This is a genomic window from Vibrio sp. Hep-1b-8, assembly GCF_006124995.1.
GTDB lineage: Bacteria > Pseudomonadota > Gammaproteobacteria > Enterobacterales > Vibrionaceae > Vibrio.
Map to the genome: position 1 here is coordinate 25,043 of NZ_QEWN01000004.1, position 17,522 is coordinate 42,564.

The following is a 17,522-nucleotide window of genomic DNA, read 5'->3' on the forward strand; positions in this document are numbered from 1 at the left end:
TAATCCAAGGCCTTTTTTTGTTTATAGTGGGCAATTCACCTCATCCCAGAACCAGTTAGATTGGGTTGGTGATTCCCAAGTTCCTGGGCTGTTTTTAGCGATAAAACACTTATCGTTATAGAGGTATGTAGTGCCATTTATAGCTTGGGTCACACCGGGTTCCCACTGCACTGCTGGACCAGTTGGGTTAGTACCGCCGTTGTCGCCACCAGTTCCACCATTACCGTCTCCGCCCTGTGAAAGATCTGCAAGTGGTAGATCAGGGTATTCCGCCTTCAATGCATATTCGACTCCGTTGATCTTCACTGTGTAGTTAGCCGGGCCAGAAATGGGTAAGTAATAGACCATGTCTAACTCATAAACCTCACCATTGGCCATGTTTTTCCAGCTTGGCAAAGAGAACGACACGCGATGCATTGTGCCATCAAGCCCGCCAATGTTGTTCGCTCTGGTATGTCCAGAAGAGATAACCGCGAGTCCACCGCCCGATTGATCTTTGGCGTTATCTGGCGCTGAGACAGGAATATCAAACTGGAACTCCGTCCCACCAGGAATGACCTGACCGGTATTGTTGGTAAAGGTCAATTTAGGGTTAATTGGGTAGTTTTGATCCCCGACTTTAAAGCCGCCCACCGTTACCGCTATATCGACAGCTTCTGCTGGCATTGCACCCGTCGCAACTTTATTGCCATAAGGTGTCGCCGTTGCAAATTTGTCGTAGATTGCCTTAGTCATCGTGTTACCCATATGGTACTCACCACTACCGTTAGCACACGCTTGTTCTGTCAGATCTACGCTGGTACGTTGACCATTCGCATCTAGGTTATAACAGTTATAGTCCCCTGCTAATTCCCAGAACATGATTCCACCAATCTCTTTGTCAATGACGTAGTCCGCTTTGACGGAAACTGACTGCTCATCTTCGGTTGAGAGGAAGACACTCTTCTCTGCATTCCATAGCCAAGGAGCAACGGCAACCGAATCATAGTTGCGTGTATAAGTACCAACCAGTTGGTGCTGGGGATTATTTGGGTCTAGTTTGTACGCCGATGCGTAGCTGCCTAAAATACCATTTTCTAGGTTTTTGGCGTGCCACATTGGACCTGAGCCTGCCCCCATCTCATTCCCTTTCGGGTCAGTATCGTGCCACATATTATCGATACCAATAGCACCGTTACCGCAATTGTTGCTTTCACCTTCACCCGTACCTTCAGGACATTCGGCCTGATTTGGCAGCGCAGCTCGACCCCATAGACCATTCGTCCCACCAGTTACTCCCTGCCAACCGCGTGTATAGTAAGGTACGCCGATATTGATTCGGCCAGCTGGCATTGAACCGCGGAAATAGTGGTATGCCCAATCGGTGTTAAGATAACCTATACCACCGTACTGAGCAGTGTTGTAAACGTTCCATTGCGCCAACTCTGAATCTTCACCAGTGTCATACAGTGCGGCGTTGTGACCAACATGATCGTTCCATGCGCCGTGCAAGTCGTAAGACATAATGTTGACGTAGTCGAGGTACTTGGTCACATCAAATGTTTCCATGCCGCGTAACAGGTACCCAGAGGATGGCGCGGCAATGGTGAGCATGTAGTGCGTACCATCCTGTGCAGAAGCTGCATCGAGTTTTTGACGAAGTACCTTCATCAGTTCTTGGTACGATGCCCATAAGTACGGACGGCGTGGTTCCATAAAATCTTTATCATATGGGTTTCCTGCGCCAGCCATTGAAGTTGGATATTCATAGTCAATATCTAAACCATCAAAACGGTAAGTACGCATCATGGCCACCGCAGAGTCGACAAATTTTTCTATCCCAGCGTGGTTAATTGAGCCGTCGGCATTCGTGGTCATCGAGTAGAAACCTCCGTCAGCGACGCGATTCCCATCAGCACCAAAGTGACCGCCAGTTTCTGCCCAGCCACCAATCGAGATCAAGGTTTTAACGCCATAGCGTTCCTTATATGTAGCGAGTGCACCAAAGTGGCCTTTGAAGCCAAGAGTTGGGTCAATATCGACGCCTTCCCACTCTTTTCCAGTCGCGGCATTATTCGGATCATTGACATCACCCAGATTGACTTTGCCATCCGAGCCAATCCCTACAAACGCATAGTTAATATGAGTAAGCTGTTCCCACGGAATATCTTTCACCAAGTAAGCGGATTGAGGATCATCTCCCGCGCGCCAGCTGGTAAAGTAGCCAATAACTCGACGTGGATGATCTGCGCCCATTAATTCGCGTCCATCCTCGTCGTACTTGGTACAATAAGGGACATTGATGCCTTCCGTTTGATACAGGCCGTCAGGTCGACAGTTCGCAGCCGTTGGTTCACCGTTAACCACCAGCGAAGTCGTTGTTGAATTGGTTGTGGCACCTAGGTTGTCGGTCGCCCTTGCATATACTGGCAAACTACCCGCTCGGTTCGCGGTGTAGTTAAGTACATATGGTTCAGTAGTCACCGTTCCGACAAGAGCCCCAGAGACAAAGAAGTCAACCTTATCGATCGTTCCATCCGAATCAGCAGCATTGGCGGTAAGGGAAACTTGTGCACCCTGATCAACAACTTCATTCGACAATGAGATATTTATCGTTGGTGCAATATTATCTGGCGTGTTCGAGCTGACGTTAATTTGCACGCTGCTTAGTTGACTCTTAACGCCAGCGTCATCATAAGATGCTACTGCAATTTGGTGAGCTCCAGATGTTGCAACCCAAGTCGACGTATAAGGAGCAACGCTTACCTCCGCCACGACTGCGCCATCGACGACAAACTCCACTTTGCTGATTGTTCCATCTGCATCCGCTGCGTTGGCTGACAGAGTGACAACGTCACCTTCAGCAATCACATCACTCGCTTGAGGTTGAGTTAATTCCACCGTCGGAGCTTGGTTATCTCCTGCTGAAGTACAACTGCCTAATTCACTCCAGAAGTCCCACTGGCTCGATGAGTTTAACGCTGGGTCATTGTTCCTTGTCCAATAATTAGCCTGATATCCTTTGCCCTGATACTCAACTTGATCGCCGCCTGAATAGGCAACGGTAGAGTCCCAACCAACTAGCGTCGTACAATCTATCGCTGCGTAGCTGTTAAACGCCATTAAGCATGACGCACTTAACGAGCTCAACGTGAACACGCGTTTCATTGTGTTCGGTTTAGATGTATGCATTTCCCGTAATCCTTAACTTGTTGTTTCACAATTAGATTTATTTTTGATTAACGCTGACGGACTTAAAATCCCCAGTAAAATAACACTAGATAAAATTGGAAAATTCGCACGAAGATTATCGTAATAATCCAAATTGACTCGCAATACGGAATGTTGTGCATGCAACAAGGTGACACTTAATTTGCATCGATAACTAATTTTTGATTTATTTCATCAGAAAAAAATAAACCTATCCACGCTTAGCATGAAGAGGTTTATTGTAGAAGATTGACTAGATCTCCTATAGGGAAGAAAGAGAATAGTTCTTTTTCTGAAAACAGTATTGCCCAATTGGCTGGCAAAAACACTGTAAAGATGTCAGCGTCAGTTTCCCCTTTTATGCTGCATTTGCCTTCGGGGTTTCATTAAAGTGGCGCTTAAATTCGCGTGAAAACTGAGAAGTACTATTGTATCCAACCAATCGCGCAGCATCTGCTGCTTTCAGCCCTTCCAGTTGGATCAGTTCTCTTGCTTTGTTCAGTCTGACCTTTTTTATATATTGGATTGGTGTCTCAAGCGTTACGCTCCGAAATGCCTGATGAAATGCGGAAATACTCATGTTTGCTTGTTGAGCAAGTTCTTGCACGGTGACTGTTTCTGTATAGTTCTTATGCAAATAGTCTAAAGACTTAGCAACACGAGCATAATGCCCCTCGTGTCTTGCCAAATCAAACAACACATAGCCTTCCTGGCTCATCAAGACTCGAAACGCCAACTCTTCCATCAACCCTTCAGCAAGGATATCTGTCTCTATCGGATTACATAGTGCTTGTACTAATCTTTTACACACATCAAGCATCATTGTATCCATTGCGACCGATTTAAGGCCTGTACTGGCATTGACGTCGCTACGAGCTTTAAAGCAATTCAGGGGTTCAAGCTGATTGACCAAACGGTGCAGGCGTTGGGAATCAATATCGATGCTAAGCCCGAGTAAAGGTTCACCATTTTCTACAAATGCTTCACATTCGAGCGGCATCGGCACCCCAACAACTAAATAGTCTTCCGGCCCATAACGTACGGGTTCGTTGCCCAGATAAATGTTCTTAGAACCTTGACCCAATACAATCACACCAGATTGATAGACAAAGGGTTGTCTAGCGTTACCTCGGCTACTGCGATAAAAATGAACACCTTTTATAGCCGTTTCAATGATCCCTTCAAGGTGGTGCAGTTGTTTACACTCAACATACTGTTGCATTAGTTCAGCTAAGGTCATAATTTCTCCACAACCGTGACATTTATACAAATAGGCAACTTTTTTAGAGAATCTGGTCTTTAATAGACCTCTTGTCAAGACTATTATGCACTAAAGCGAAACAAACACGTCATTACATGGCAAACAAGAGGCAAGTCGCAATGCAATTTAGCTACGTAAACCCAACCCAGATTCACTTTGGCCAAGGTCAGATTCAAAGCATCAGTTCGGCAATCCCTTCAGATCAAAAAGTTTTAGTTATTTATGGTGGCGGTTCTATTAAAAGCAACGGCGTATATGATCAAGTCGTGAAAGCGCTAGAAGGTCATCAATGGTCCGAGTTTTCAGGTGTTGAGCCTAACCCAACCAAAGAAACAATGGATAAAGCAGTTGCCATTGTTAAAGAGCAGCAGATTGACTTTATTCTTGCCGTTGGTGGTGGTTCAGTCATCGATGGCTCTAAGTATGTTGCAGCTGCTGCCCATTATGATGGTGATGGCTGGGATATTTTTACTGGTAAGCACAAGGTTACCTCGGCAGTTCCTCTTGCCGCTGTCTTAACATTGCCAGCAACAGGTTCAGAATCGAACATGGGTGCTGTGATTACCAAAGCAGAGACACACGATAAACTTCCGTTCATGACGCCGCATGTCCAACCGAAATTTGCGGTCATGGATCCTGACGTGATGAAGACTCTGCCAGAAAAACAACTTATCAATGGTATTGTCGATGCGTGGGTTCACGTCTGTGAACAGTATATTACCGTTCAACACCAAGCAATGGTTCAGGATGGCTACGCTGAAGCCCTACTAAAAAACCTTAAACAACTCGGTGAAACGTACGAGTCACGTGATAACGATGCATGGCGTGCAAACCTCATGTGGAGCGCGAACCAAGCGTTGAATGGCTTAATTGGCTCAGGTGTACCTCAAGATTGGGCTACGCATATGATTGGCCACGAATTTACCGCTCTATGGGGGGGTGATCACGCACGCTCATTGGCCATTGTGCAACCTTCACTACTGCGAAACCAAATTGAGGTTAAGCGCGCTAAGTTAGAGCAGATGGGAAGCAATGTTTTTGGCCTTGCTCCAAGCAAAGACTTGGCAGAACAGACCATCACCGCTATTGAGTCATTTTATCAATCACTTGGAGTTGAGACACAATTCACTGATTACCAGGGCAGTAAGCAAGAAGCTGTTGAGGCAGTATTAAATCAGCTCCAAATGCATGGCATGGTTGCTATAGGTGAACATCAAGCGATAGATTTAGATGAGAGCCGTAAGATACTCGATCTCGCTATTGCTTAGCCCTAGCGAAATATTTAATCTAAAAAAGCAGCGCTCGCTGCTTTTTTTATAACAAGAATGTTATCTGCTGCGATAATCACCTATTACACAGCACTAGCGCTTTTAACCCTCTCTGTCGTTACTTAACCTGATAACGATAGATCAAGTCATCGTAATACTGACCACCGATTTGGTAGGCGTCTTTCTCTCTTTCCGCGAGACTGAAACCCGCTTTCTCCAGCACTTTACACGACGCAACGTTGCCATCGGTTACAATCGCATTAACCGTTTGAATTGGGTAGTTGTGAGTAGCATGGTCGATCAACGCAACCAATGACTCTGTCCCGTATCCACGTCCATGAAATTCCGGCAACAGCAAATAGCCCACTTCAATATGCTGTTGATTGTCTTCAGACAAACACAGCCCCGTCACCCCAATGGCATTACCCGATTGTTTCTCTTTAATCACTAAACACAACCAATGGCTGTTAGGCCAACTCCACTTTGGAAGACGAGATTCAAAACGCTGACGAATTTGCTCTTTCGTCGGTTTATCAAACGCATAACGAATCACATCATCATCTTGGTGCAATCGTTCAAAGAGCTGCCAATCATTTTCCGTGATTTGATCCATCAATAATTGTTTTGATTCTATTGGATACATTTAATTCCTCTAAGCTAATATCTCATCGAGTGCGTGCTTTGATTGTTCGACCAATGACCAAAGCTCACTTCGATGCTCCAGATACATCTCACACGGTTGCTGTGCTTTTTCTATCTCGAGACACAAATCGAACAGTGCCCCTAAGCCTAAACTGCCCGCCGATCCTTTGAGTTTATGAGCAAGTTGTTTAATCTCTCTTTGATCATTTTGCCCAGCCGCGCTATCTAACTGCGTAACAATCTCCTGAGCACCATCGCTGAACAAGCCACAGATTTCCACCATTTTGGCTTGCCCTAGCACTGCCATATCCGCTATCACTATTTTGGGGTCGATAATGGCTTGATTAACTGGTCGCACTGGCATGTCTTCTTTATGACAATCGTTTTGTTCTAACAATAACGACTTGCCCTCTAAACTATTTTGGATCATTTGGCTAAGTGCGTCCTTATCGAGCGGCTTCGGCAGATATCCATCAAAACCCGCCGCGATGTAACTTTCAACTTCTTCATTGTATACATGCGCCGATACCGCGATCATTGGCGTCGGCATTCGGTTGGACGAGTCAGTTTCTATTTGTTTCAACTCACCTAATAACGAAATTCCATCACAATCAGGCAGGTTGATATCCATCAGCACGATATCGAACGAATGCTGTTCGAAGTCACTCCTCGCGCTCTTTCCGTCAACCGCCGTCATGACTTGATGTCCCATACTCGCCAAAAATCCTTCAGCGACCATGCAGTTAACCGGATTGTCTTCAATCAGCAAAACGCGTGCGGTCACGTTACAGTTGGTTACGGTATCTTGTTGTTGTACTTCCTGACCTAACTGTAGGGGAACAGAAAACCAAAAACGGCTCCCTTCGCCAAGTGAAGACTCAAGGTGGATCTCTCCCCCCATCGCCTCAACCAATCGCTTACTAATCGCCAGCCCTAAACCTGTGCCACCTTTACTGCTCAATCCTCCTGATGCCTGAGTAAACGCATCAAACAAGTTAAGCTGCTCTTGTTCGCTGATACCTACGCCCGTGTCCGACACTTCGAACAACACATGTCCATCATTGTCAGGGTCATGAGCAACATAGATATCGACATGGCCTTTGTCAGTGAACTTGATAGCATTTCCGACAAGATTGTTAAGAACTTGACCGATTCGCGTCATGTCACCAAACCAGAATTTATCCACATCACTTTCGATACAATATTCGAGTTGCAGCGACTTTTCTTGAGCTCTTCCATTTAGTAATTGCTTGGTGTCATCCACCATCGCGTGCAGATTAAAGTCGATTGGACGAATTTCTAAATGCCCCGCCTCAATCTTTGAGTAATCGAGTACGTCATTGAGGATAGCAAGCAAGCCGTTACCACTGCGATTGATCACATCGACATAGTGGCCCTGTTGACTGTCCAACCCGGTATCTTTTAACAACCTAGCAGTCCCGAGTACGCCATTCATTGGTGTGCGAATCTCGTGACTCATCGTCGCTAAAAACGCCGATTTGGCACGGCTGGCTTGCTCGGCCTCTTGACGGGCGCGTGCATGGTTTTCTACTTCCTCATTTAATCTGACATTGGCGAGTTGTAATTGATGAGTACGCTCAGTCACTAGCTCCTCTAGATGGCCCTTATGCTGTTCGAGTTCTCGCTTCGCCTTGGCTTCACTTTCTGCGACCACCTTTAAAGCCTTTGCCGTGTTACGTGCAGTAATGATCGCTTGCCCCATATGTGCCAATTCATCATTACCTTTAACGGTAAGTTCGACTTGCAACTGCCCTTTAGCGATTGAAAGCAACGCCGAGGAATATTCTGCAAGACGTTTAACCACGGATATATAGACCACTTTCCATACGATCAACACCACGATGACCATACCTAGAACCGTAATAATCGTCAGTGTTAGCTGAGCGTAATCGAGGGTCGTTTTTAGTTCTTCAACCGCCCGAGTCGTTGAAGCATTAGACTCGTCGACCAGCTTGTTTACGGTGGCATTAAGTGTAGAAAACTGAGTCAAAGTATCTTGCATCAATTGCTGCGCTGAACGTTCGTTCTCATATCGTTGAGTCAGCACATCAAAAACCACTTCACGACGTTCAAGTTTCTTGAGAAGTTCCGTCATCTGTTGCGATCGCGTAGGATCTTCTACACCCTGCACGCGTCGTTTCATAATATTCAGATTACTGCTGAACTCATCTCTAATGGTTTGAATACGATTGATATCCGATACCGTACGCACCTCCTCTATATGGTTAAGTAACTTAAACGCCAGTAAATGAAGTTCGTGTAATCGCTCGGATAGATCAAGATCGACTTCAACCAGAGCATCAAGCGCGTTATACGCCTGCTCTATCTGGCGTTTATCAAGGAGTGCGTAGATGTGAGTTACATTGGCAACAGCAATGGTAGATGTGTTGGCGACTTGAGTACGAGTAAGTTGTTCCAGCTCTAGAGCAAGGCCCCGAAGTTCACCTGTTCGTACCACAATATCTTGACTGAGGAATAACCTTTTCTCGACCACAATTCCAAACTTGGCAAGCGTATCGATGACGATCTGAACATCCGACTCCAACCGCGTCAGTAACCCAGAGTCAAACGAATCAGAACCTAACTGTTTGATATGTGTTAGCAAAGATTCCAGCTGAGAAAACAACTCTTTTCCCGAACGTTGACGCTGCTCTTCGCTCTTCGCATTGGACAGCGTCTGTACAGAAGAAATGATGCGTGAGCTTAATTCGGACACCTGTCTTGCTTCAATCATTGACGGGATCGCCGAATTAACCACATTTCGCTCTGTTTTTGCTACAGAACTAAAGCCAAATACCCCGATTAACGCAGAAATCAAAACCAATAACGCCATCGCAAGGAATGCCAACAGCAGTTTGCGTCCAATACTGGCTTTAGCTAGTAACATCGAGAATCTTCACTTCTTAAGTCTTCTATAATGCGCTATATTTTGCAGTGTTTAATCCGCCTTTACCAACGAAATACTGCATGTCTTTGATCTCAGCTATCCAAAAGCGAGCCACACTGTTAACTTCAATGCTACTCCTCGCAGCGGCATTTAATGCCCACGCGGAACAACCGCTACGAATTTGTGCCATTTACCCGCATTTAAAAGATTCATACTGGTTATCGGTCAATTACGGGATGGTTGATGAGGCAAAGAAACAACACGTCGATCTCAGAGTATTGGAAGCGGGAGGCTATCTTAACCTCGAAAAGCAACGCGAACATATGTCTCTGTGTGTGCGTTGGAATGCCGACGCGATCATTCTTGGCACAGTCGCCCCAGATCTGTTTTATAGTTCACTTCGTCAGAGCGTTGGTTCGATCCCTGTGTTTGCAACGGTAAATCAGCTGATTGTAGACAAAGAAAACAGCTCCTCTCTGAAGGGTGAAGTGGGTGTTGATTGGTACTGGATGGGCTACTACACCGGTGAGTATTTAAAAAACAAACACCCACAAGGTTCCGGTCAAATAAATGTTGCGCTTCTACCTGGCCCGAAATCGAGTGGCGGGACCAAACCGGTCATTAAAGGCCTCTATTCTGCGCTTAAAGGCAGTGATATCCATATCGTAGAAACATTATGGGCTGACAATGACAAAGAGTTACAGCGTAACCTTGTTCAGCATGCCATAGACAATACAGAGTTGGATTACATTGTAGGAAGCGCAGTAGCCATCGAGGCTGCGATCAGTGAATTACGCAGCACAGACCAAGTTGGGCAAATTGGATTAGTTTCAACTTATCTCAGTCACGGTGTCTACCGTGGTCTTTTGAGAAATCGCGTTGAGTTTGCCCCGACAGATAAGATGGTCGAACAAGGTCGTCTGTCTGTCCTTCAGGCTGTTCACTATTTGAAAGGCGAACCTTACGAAAAGATCCAAGCACCGATCATAGAACCACTGACACCAAACAAACTCAATCCGAAGGTGATTGGCCAATCCCTTTCACCCTCGGAATATCGACCCACTTTTTACGTCTATAACGAAAACAATTAGGAAGTCTAAATGGAAAAAACGACTCGTACCCTGCCTGCACATAAACATGTGGCGCTTGTCGCTCACGACAACTGCAAACCAGAGCTATTACGCTGGGTAAAAGAAAACAAAGAGAAGCTACAACGCCATTTTCTTTATGCAACAGGCACCACTGGCACAATGCTAAGCAAAGAGACAGGGCTCGCGATCAAAAGCATGATTAGCGGCCCAATGGGCGGCGACCAACAAATTGGTGCGCTAATCTCTGAAGGTAAAATTGATGTATTGATTTTCTTTTGGGATCCACTCAACGCAGTGCCTCATGATCCTGACGTAAAAGCACTACTTCGTATTGCGAGTGTATGGAATATCCCAGTAGCGACAAACCGTGCAACGGCTAAGTTACTGTTTGCATCACCTTTGATCGAACAAGAAGTCGACATAGAAATCCCCGACTATCAAGCCTACCTAGCGAACCGCACCTAGTTGGTTGTTAATTGCCCGTGGTAGTCACGGGCTTTTAATTTATCAGATTGACAATTGAACCTATTGTCGCTTTGGCATCCGTTTCTTCACCAAATTAGGGCACACATCTCATCTGTGGCCTCAATTTAGACCAAAATCCAATTGTAAGCACATTCTTATATCGCTAATCTGTCAGTGAATAAGAAATAAACTAATAAAAGCATCCAGTCTAAATTTTTGCTGCCGAGAGATTCCTTTATGGATAACAATGACAAGCTCAACGAAGTTTTGTGCTGCCCACTATGTGGTAGTGAAGAATACTTACTCTCTGAATCTGACAGTATGTTGTGTGCAGAGTGTGGTTCTTTTTTCGAAGATGTTACTCAACTAGCCCCAACCAACTGTGCCATATCCGTGCTTAATGTGCAGTGCTTAATCGCTTCATCAGCTAGCCACTAAAAAATCAACACAAGATCTGTTCAAGCTCGTTGAGATGACGGATCTTTTTCAAATCAAACACATGTTCACGATCATTTAGACCAGTAAGGTGAATTGAGCGAACTCCCGCCCTAACACCAGCCTCTAAACCCTTAGGGGTGTCATCTATATAAAGGCATTGCTCGCGAGTGAACCCCATATTCATCACACAGTATTGAATAAGATCGGGCTCTGGCTTCCAACTGTTAGTATCAAATGCAGAGAAAATTTTACCGCTGAAGTAAGGCAACAGACCAGTTAGGTCAAGACAACGCTCGATTTTATCTTTAGGGCCATTTGACGCGACACAGTACTCAATGCCTTTGTCATCAAGAAACTGTAATAAATCAAACACCCCGTCCATTGGCTTTAGCTGTAGTTCAAACAGTCGATCCAATATATCTCTGTAAACGGGTTCGAGTTGGTCGATAGAAACGTTGACATCTAATCGCTTCTTAGTGGCCGCAAGAATATCAGCAAGCTTACCGCCTTCGAAATGGCTGGCTGCTGCTTCATAAGTGAGGGTGGCACCAAATAGAGCAAACGTGTCACACAGTGCTTGGCAGCAAAGTCTCTCACTATCAACTAACGTGCCGTCACAATCGAAGATTACACACTGAACTTGGGACTCTGTCATGCTCATTACCTTGTTAATTCGCCAAGAGAAATAATAAGGTAGTGAGTATTAAATGGAATGATGTGCTTAACACTTCCCTTGATAAATAGAAGTTTATGTCAGATTTTTAGACCATGTCACCATTTTATCGTTGGCACAATGATGAAGTCATCACTGCTCAATGATGAAGGTGTGGCTATCGTCAAGTGGCAGATCGAGTTTAGTGTAAAGCGCAGCAAGAAATCCTTCTTCAGTCACTTCAGTGCCACTGCTTTTCAATACAACATCAGAAATTAGAACCGTTTGCTGGTCTATGGTAATTATCGCCGCAGCTACCGCCTCACCTTCTTTAAAACCAAGATAGAGTGAGCAAGGTTCTGAATAGATGATTTGGGTTAAAAACTCAACGATCAGTTGTTGATCGGACTCATTACTCCAGCGACCAGCCTGCAATAATGCAAACATCACCGTAAGACGATGGAAGTCGACCAGAAAGATATCTTCTGGTGCCATCTGGCTATCCGCCACCGGTATCTCTGACAACGTTTGGTACTGACGGACAGATACGGCGTCTTTGGACAGTTCCATACCCGCGATGCTCTCTTTGGTAGGAAACTCGACATCTACTTGCTGATAAAGCCATTGGTTTTTGATTTCAGCAATTTTTGGCAAAGTCATAGTCTAGGGTGAACCTGTACAGATAGTGAGAATGGAGCGAGAAGCTTACTAGATAACGCCTTGAGGCGACAAGTCTTTTAGCCAGTTATTCGCAAACCACTCTAAAAAGCGGATATGGTCATTCTCGGGGAGGACGGTATCAGGTGTGAGTACATCGGTTGAGCCGTCAGGTGTCCAGGTAATGGTGATACCATTATCCAACTCAGCAATAAAGTGTTGCCCTTGCTGCACCGCCTCATGCTGTCCATTGCAGTCTCACACTCTGGGTTGATTAGTGCATCATGAGGGCGATGTATCTATTCCTTGCCATACTGGTTAATCTCATCTTGCCAATGTGTCGGTGCAATACTACCTAACGGTTGAGTTAATAACTTTTCATTCAACGTTTTTAAAGCCACATCACATCCTGTCAATTGATGCAGGTTATGATATGGAAAATCGGCTGTTTCTATGATTAGGGTGTATTATCCGTAAATGGTTCGTCTGACACTTCACCACGTCCTTCATACAGAACAACCACGGTTGAGTTCTTATGCGTGCTATACGGTGCTACTTGAACCCATCCATTAGGGTCTGCTCCCTGCCTGACCGTGCAGTCATCATTTATTTCTGGAGTACAGCTATAAGCATACAAAAGTAAGACCCTATCATTATTTACAAGAAGCTTCATGACTGGGTTTGCATGATGGTTCTTATAGTAATGGTTCATTGTTTCTATTTTTTGCTTGGCAAGCTCACTGTCTATCACATCATCAATCCTATACCAACGAGTACCATAATCCTTGTCATAGTCTCCCCATTTAGATTCCCAACGTTTTTTCCATTCCTCTTTCCAGTAACTGCTACCGAAGCTATTTTCCCATTCACCTTTTATAGCGCTAGGAATACCAATGCCAATGCTGGCACTTTTACAACAGCCCTGAACGCTTCCATACGCAAAGTTTGCTCCTCCACCATAAATATCACTGACCCACATATCACGAATAAAATGTGGGCCACCTAAAGACCCTGCATTGCCAATGCTCGCAACTGAAACAGGCTTACTTTCAAAGCAACCATTAAGTAAAAAGCACATGCTTACAGCAATTAAAAATCTATACTTCATTATCAAATACCACTCGCTTGAGTTGGTTTCCTTCTTTCGTTACCGCATTAACAAGACTGTCCATTGCCGTCTCACACCCTGGGTTGATGAGTGCATCATGAGGGCGATGTATCCATTCCTTACCATACTGGTTTATCTCATCTTGCCAATGTGTCGGTGTAATACTACCTAACGGTTGAGTTAATAACTTTTCATTCAACGTTTTTAAAACAGAATCATTTCCCGTTAGTTGAATAAAATCAGATGGATGCTCGACTTCTCTAGCCCATTGAATCCCCATATTCTCTGCTTGTTGTTTCATTCTTTCTAATGGCAGAGCCGATAGAGCATTGCTAATAGGCTGTAGCTCGTAATAATAAAAAATGCCATTCACCAGTGTCACAACACCATATAAACCCTTAGTGCTGCATTCCAAATTCCAAGCGTCTTGAGCGTGCTTGTGTAGCTGCTCACTGTATGCGGCTGCTCCATAAACAGTCTGTTGTGTTTTTATCTCTTCCCTTATGGATTCTGTTTTTATTAACTCGCGATTATAAGTTGCAGACAGAGGCATACCATACCTTGTAGGTAAACCTTGCTTTGCATACTGCTCTTTTGAAGGATAGCCGCCACCAATGTCTGTGTGACAGCCAGCAAACACCTCCTCATAAAAGTTAGAAGGTAGAACGCCATCGCTAGGTCGTAGAGATGTTAGAGGGAAGTTCTTTCTGTATTCGTGATGGGCGCTTATCTGGAATACACGCTCCGCACAACTAGCATCAAGTCCTAACTCAAAATTGCCTTCATCGTTGTTTCCAGCTAGATAGAACGAGCCTACGGTATCGAACAGCCCAACAAAACGAACACTACAGGTACGTGTCTCGTCAGGATAGTAACCATGTTTAGCTTGGCTACTGACGTCATCTTGGTGCGCTAATAAGTTGGGGAAAACTTCACCGAATGCTTCACCGTCACGTGGCTTGTTATAATCAGGCAATCCATCTTTAACGGCATTAACAAAGTGACGAGCTAAAGCCGCTCCGCGACTAAAACCAAACACATCAAACTCAATATGAGTTATAGCTTGGTATTTTTGCTGACGGATCAAATCAGTGATAATTTCATAAAATTGCTTTGTCCAGTTTTGCCATTTGTAAAATGCCCCAGTATCGTCAGCGATAAGGTTGTAAGCGGTGTCAATGAACGTATATGTTTTCTCTAAATTATTTGGGCTGACACCAAACGCCTGAGCTAAATCGACTTCATCTTTACCTTCGTCTATCAAGGTCGGATTTTTCCATGCGTCATCAACAGTACCAACACCAGACACATAGATGGCATTTGAGTCTTTAGTTAACGGGTAAATCTCAAACAACCGCGCTACGTTAGTACGCGATTTTACGCCACGTGTTTCTTTGTAGAGATCATTTAGATGGTTTTGCCCAGTTCCATCAAAGAACACCCCAATCCGTAATATTTTTTCTTCGATTTTTTTTAAGTTAACTACAGCAATATCTTTTTCGACCAACCTTTCGTTATTAATTGAGACTATCGACGTATCAGCTAAATAGTGACCTGTATAGCCATAAAATGTATTCAACGGTTGATTAAATCGCTTGGGGCTCTCCGGTGGTATCTCGTAAACAGGCTCTTTTTCAATGTTTAGCGGTTGCTGTTTTTCTACATTCAGAGAATCCCCTACCGATAGAGACATCGGGTCGGCATCGTACTGTGGATTAAGTTCCAACAAAGCTTTTGGCGCTAGACCATACTGCTTGGCAATCTTCATCCACGTTTCTCGCATACCCGTTTCGAGATCAGTTTGGACAATATGCTTAACGGGCTGAGGTTGGGGTTCGGCTGGTTGCTCTGATTCAGCTCGTTTAATGATGGGGTGTTTTGTTGCCTCAAGTAACTGAGGCACATCTAATTTCACCCCATGCTCGTTCAACCACTCCTCGCTCAAATTATCCAGTTCCTCACGGGTAATTTGCCTCTCTAAGTAAACAAGATGTTGGCCCTCGACCACTTTGCCACCGAGTTTCCACAACACCAATATCGCGTTTTGGTTCTGGTTGTAACCTCTTTCGGGATCAAGGCGGTGATGCGTTGAGTGAGTGGCATAAAAACCCCAGTTTTTATCACCGAGAATACGGTACTCTTGGATCAGTTTGCCGTTATGAAAGTGATAGTAGAAACCGTGAGTGGGAAAGCCTAACCGCTCGCCGAGCTGCACGGCGGGAAAAACGGGAATAAAGCCCTCTTGCGCTACGCCACTGCCTATCGGTCTGACTTTTACAGGCTGACTAGGCGAGAGACCTAATGACTTTGATGCCACTTCTCCCACCAATTTTTTAGGCTCATCAAACGCTGTGAATAGGGTGTAGCGTGTCCCTTCTTTGATTTTGGTTTCACGCCAGCGCCCTAGTAACACTTCGTCTGCCGTTTGGGCTATAACAAACGAACAACCAACATTGCGCTGAAAGGCATCATCGGAGCACGCGATATCAAAGTTGTACTCGTATTTTTCCTTTGGCGGCGCATCCGGATTATGAGTACGAACCGGCTCAGGGACGTATGGGGGCATGGGAAGTGGCGGATGTAGGCTTGTACTTTGAGTGGTGCTTGATGCACTCCCACTCCCGCTCATCTGTGTGCGAGTTAATAGTGCCTTTTGTGCCAATGGGTCGAGGTTGTCGCGAACATGGGGATTTAATTCCCAATCTGAATGATCTAAGCCATCGCTCTCTTTTATCAACAGCGGAACTCGCGGAGAATCATTGAGTAGCAGCAAATGGCCTTGCTGTAATTGCTCAATAAATCGGTCATATCCCATGCCAGATGGGGTCACCTCTTTGAGTTCACTTTCAGACAAGGAGTCAAAATCCCCTTCCACTTGCTGAAATTCGTGCGCCATCAAATGGATAAGTTCAACGGTCTTATACCCCACGCCATGCCCTATTGAATCGTTTATGAGTGGCTCAAAGGTTACCTAGCTTGCGCTTTTATATCTATAGTTCGGATATAAAATCAATTGAATAGATATCACATGTATCGCAATTAAACCTCCTTTGTATCAATGCTTTATAAAAAATGATACATACACTGTTCGGTTAATCTGTTTAGCATCGGGTTGGGAGTGAGGAATAGAAACTCTCATCACAATATTGAAACCAGATGCTTGATAAGTAACCTGTATCAATTTTGCGCTAAATGCAAACTATGAGCCTAATTTTGATTGGATTTATCCGAGCATTCGGTTTTAAAAGGCGCTATTGTGGGAAAATGAACTTGCACCAAATGATACGTGTTACACTATTGAAAACCGCGAATAACAAGGATTTACGAATGAAGAAAATGCTTTTAAGTGCATTGATGGCCACCGCCTTGGTCGGGTGTTCTGATAACGAAGTTGGCGATGTAGGTCTTGGATGGTTCACTATGAAAGACATCAAGCTAAATCACATGCAAGATCCAATTGTGACTGGCGTAACATGTCATGTCGCTTCAATTGAAGCCGACTTTAGCCTAGCCGATCCAAGTGACAGCTCTATATCTTGTCGTCAGACTGGCGAAATTACCCCAGAGATGATTGCCAATATCGACAAGTCTAAAGATGGTGAAGTGGTATTTAAAAAGTCAAAAAGTATCTTCTTCAAAAGCATGAAAATCCGCCGAATCCTAGATGTAGAGAATCAGACATTGATGTACCTCTCTTATTCTACTAAAGAAACGTCAGGCAGTTTCAAGCACAGCCTCTCTACGGTGCCGTTATGGGGAACCAAAGCGTACGGTGCGTACAAACCAGCGGAATAGTTCAATTAAGTGCCAAACAGTAGTGTTTGGCACTTTTTTATGTAATAA

Annotated in this window: 14 protein-coding genes; 5 read left to right on the forward strand and 9 right to left on the reverse strand. The window is 44.7% G+C overall.

Translation table 11 applies throughout. From position 1 onward, the window contains the following. Window positions 1-21: 21 nt before the first annotated feature. A complete protein-coding gene (locus DA100_RS01990) occupies window positions 22-3,171 on the reverse strand; it encodes a glycosyl hydrolase family 18 protein (RefSeq protein WP_138970627.1) in 3,150 nt (1,049 codons plus the stop codon). 376 nt (window positions 3,172-3,547) lie between these two features. After that, window positions 3,548-4,429: an AraC family transcriptional regulator gene (locus DA100_RS01995; RefSeq protein ID WP_138970628.1), complete on the reverse strand. Its 882-nt coding sequence runs from the start codon at window positions 4,427-4,429 to the stop codon at window positions 3,548-3,550. 140 nt (window positions 4,430-4,569) lie between these two features. Between DA100_RS01995 and DA100_RS02000 the strand changes: the two genes are divergently transcribed. Further along, complete coding sequence (locus DA100_RS02000; protein ID WP_138970629.1) at window positions 4,570-5,718, forward strand: iron-containing alcohol dehydrogenase; 1,149 nt, start codon at window positions 4,570-4,572, stop codon at window positions 5,716-5,718. Window positions 5,719-5,836: 118 nt separating this feature from the next. Here DA100_RS02000 and DA100_RS02005 read toward each other — a convergent pair whose 3' ends face one another. Continuing rightward, a complete protein-coding gene (locus tag DA100_RS02005; RefSeq protein WP_138970630.1) occupies window positions 5,837-6,361 on the reverse strand; it encodes a GNAT family N-acetyltransferase in 525 nt (174 codons plus the stop codon). A 9-nt stretch (window positions 6,362-6,370) separates the two neighbouring features. Beyond that, window positions 6,371-9,268 (reverse strand): TMAO reductase system sensor histidine kinase/response regulator TorS, encoded by a 2,898-nt coding sequence (gene torS, locus DA100_RS02010; protein ID WP_138970631.1) that lies wholly within the window; start codon window positions 9,266-9,268, stop codon window positions 6,371-6,373. Between the two features lie 128 nt (window positions 9,269-9,396). Here torS and torT point away from each other — a divergent pair, with 128 nt between their 5' ends. From torT to DA100_RS02025, 3 genes are all read left to right on the forward strand, one after another. Further along, window positions 9,397-10,359 carry a TMAO reductase system periplasmic protein TorT gene (gene torT / locus DA100_RS02015; protein ID WP_240800864.1) on the forward strand — a complete coding sequence of 321 codons (963 nt, stop codon included), beginning with the start codon at window positions 9,397-9,399 and terminating at the stop codon, window positions 10,357-10,359. A 9-nt stretch (window positions 10,360-10,368) separates the two neighbouring features. Further along, the gene (locus tag DA100_RS02020; RefSeq protein ID WP_138970633.1) at window positions 10,369-10,824 is read left to right on the forward strand and encodes a methylglyoxal synthase; all 456 of its coding nucleotides are present in this window, start codon (window positions 10,369-10,371) and stop codon (window positions 10,822-10,824) included. Between the two features lie 237 nt (window positions 10,825-11,061). Then, entirely contained in the window at window positions 11,062-11,262 is a 201-nt protein-coding gene (locus DA100_RS02025) for a hypothetical protein (RefSeq protein ID WP_138970634.1), read from the forward strand. Between the two features lie 4 nt (window positions 11,263-11,266). Here DA100_RS02025 and DA100_RS02030 read toward each other — a convergent pair whose 3' ends face one another. The 5 genes from DA100_RS02030 to DA100_RS02050 form a co-directional block, all read right to left on the reverse strand. Then, on the reverse strand, window positions 11,267-11,917 hold the full coding sequence (locus DA100_RS02030; RefSeq protein ID WP_171052115.1) for an HAD-IA family hydrolase: 651 nt from the start codon (window positions 11,915-11,917) through the stop codon (window positions 11,267-11,269). A 150-nt stretch (window positions 11,918-12,067) separates the two neighbouring features. Further along, the gene (locus tag DA100_RS02035) at window positions 12,068-12,574 is read right to left on the reverse strand and encodes a flavodoxin (protein ID WP_138970636.1); all 507 of its coding nucleotides are present in this window, start codon (window positions 12,572-12,574) and stop codon (window positions 12,068-12,070) included. A 48-nt stretch (window positions 12,575-12,622) separates the two neighbouring features. After that, window positions 12,623-12,805 (reverse strand): hypothetical protein, encoded by a 183-nt coding sequence (locus DA100_RS02040; RefSeq protein WP_138970637.1) that lies wholly within the window; start codon window positions 12,803-12,805, stop codon window positions 12,623-12,625. A gap of 223 nt (window positions 12,806-13,028) precedes the next feature. Next, window positions 13,029-13,679 carry a hypothetical protein gene (locus DA100_RS02045; RefSeq protein ID WP_138970638.1) on the reverse strand — a complete coding sequence of 217 codons (651 nt, stop codon included), beginning with the start codon at window positions 13,677-13,679 and terminating at the stop codon, window positions 13,029-13,031. Continuing rightward, entirely contained in the window at window positions 13,669-16,608 is a 2,940-nt protein-coding gene (locus tag DA100_RS02050; protein ID WP_138970639.1) for a DUF2235 domain-containing protein, read from the reverse strand. The genes DA100_RS02045 and DA100_RS02050 overlap by 11 nt, the downstream gene beginning before the upstream one ends. A gap of 398 nt (window positions 16,609-17,006) precedes the next feature. Here DA100_RS02050 and DA100_RS02055 point away from each other — a divergent pair, with 398 nt between their 5' ends. Then, complete coding sequence (locus DA100_RS02055; protein WP_138970640.1) at window positions 17,007-17,474, forward strand: CreA family protein; 468 nt, start codon at window positions 17,007-17,009, stop codon at window positions 17,472-17,474. The last annotated feature ends 48 nt before the right edge of the window (window positions 17,475-17,522 follow it).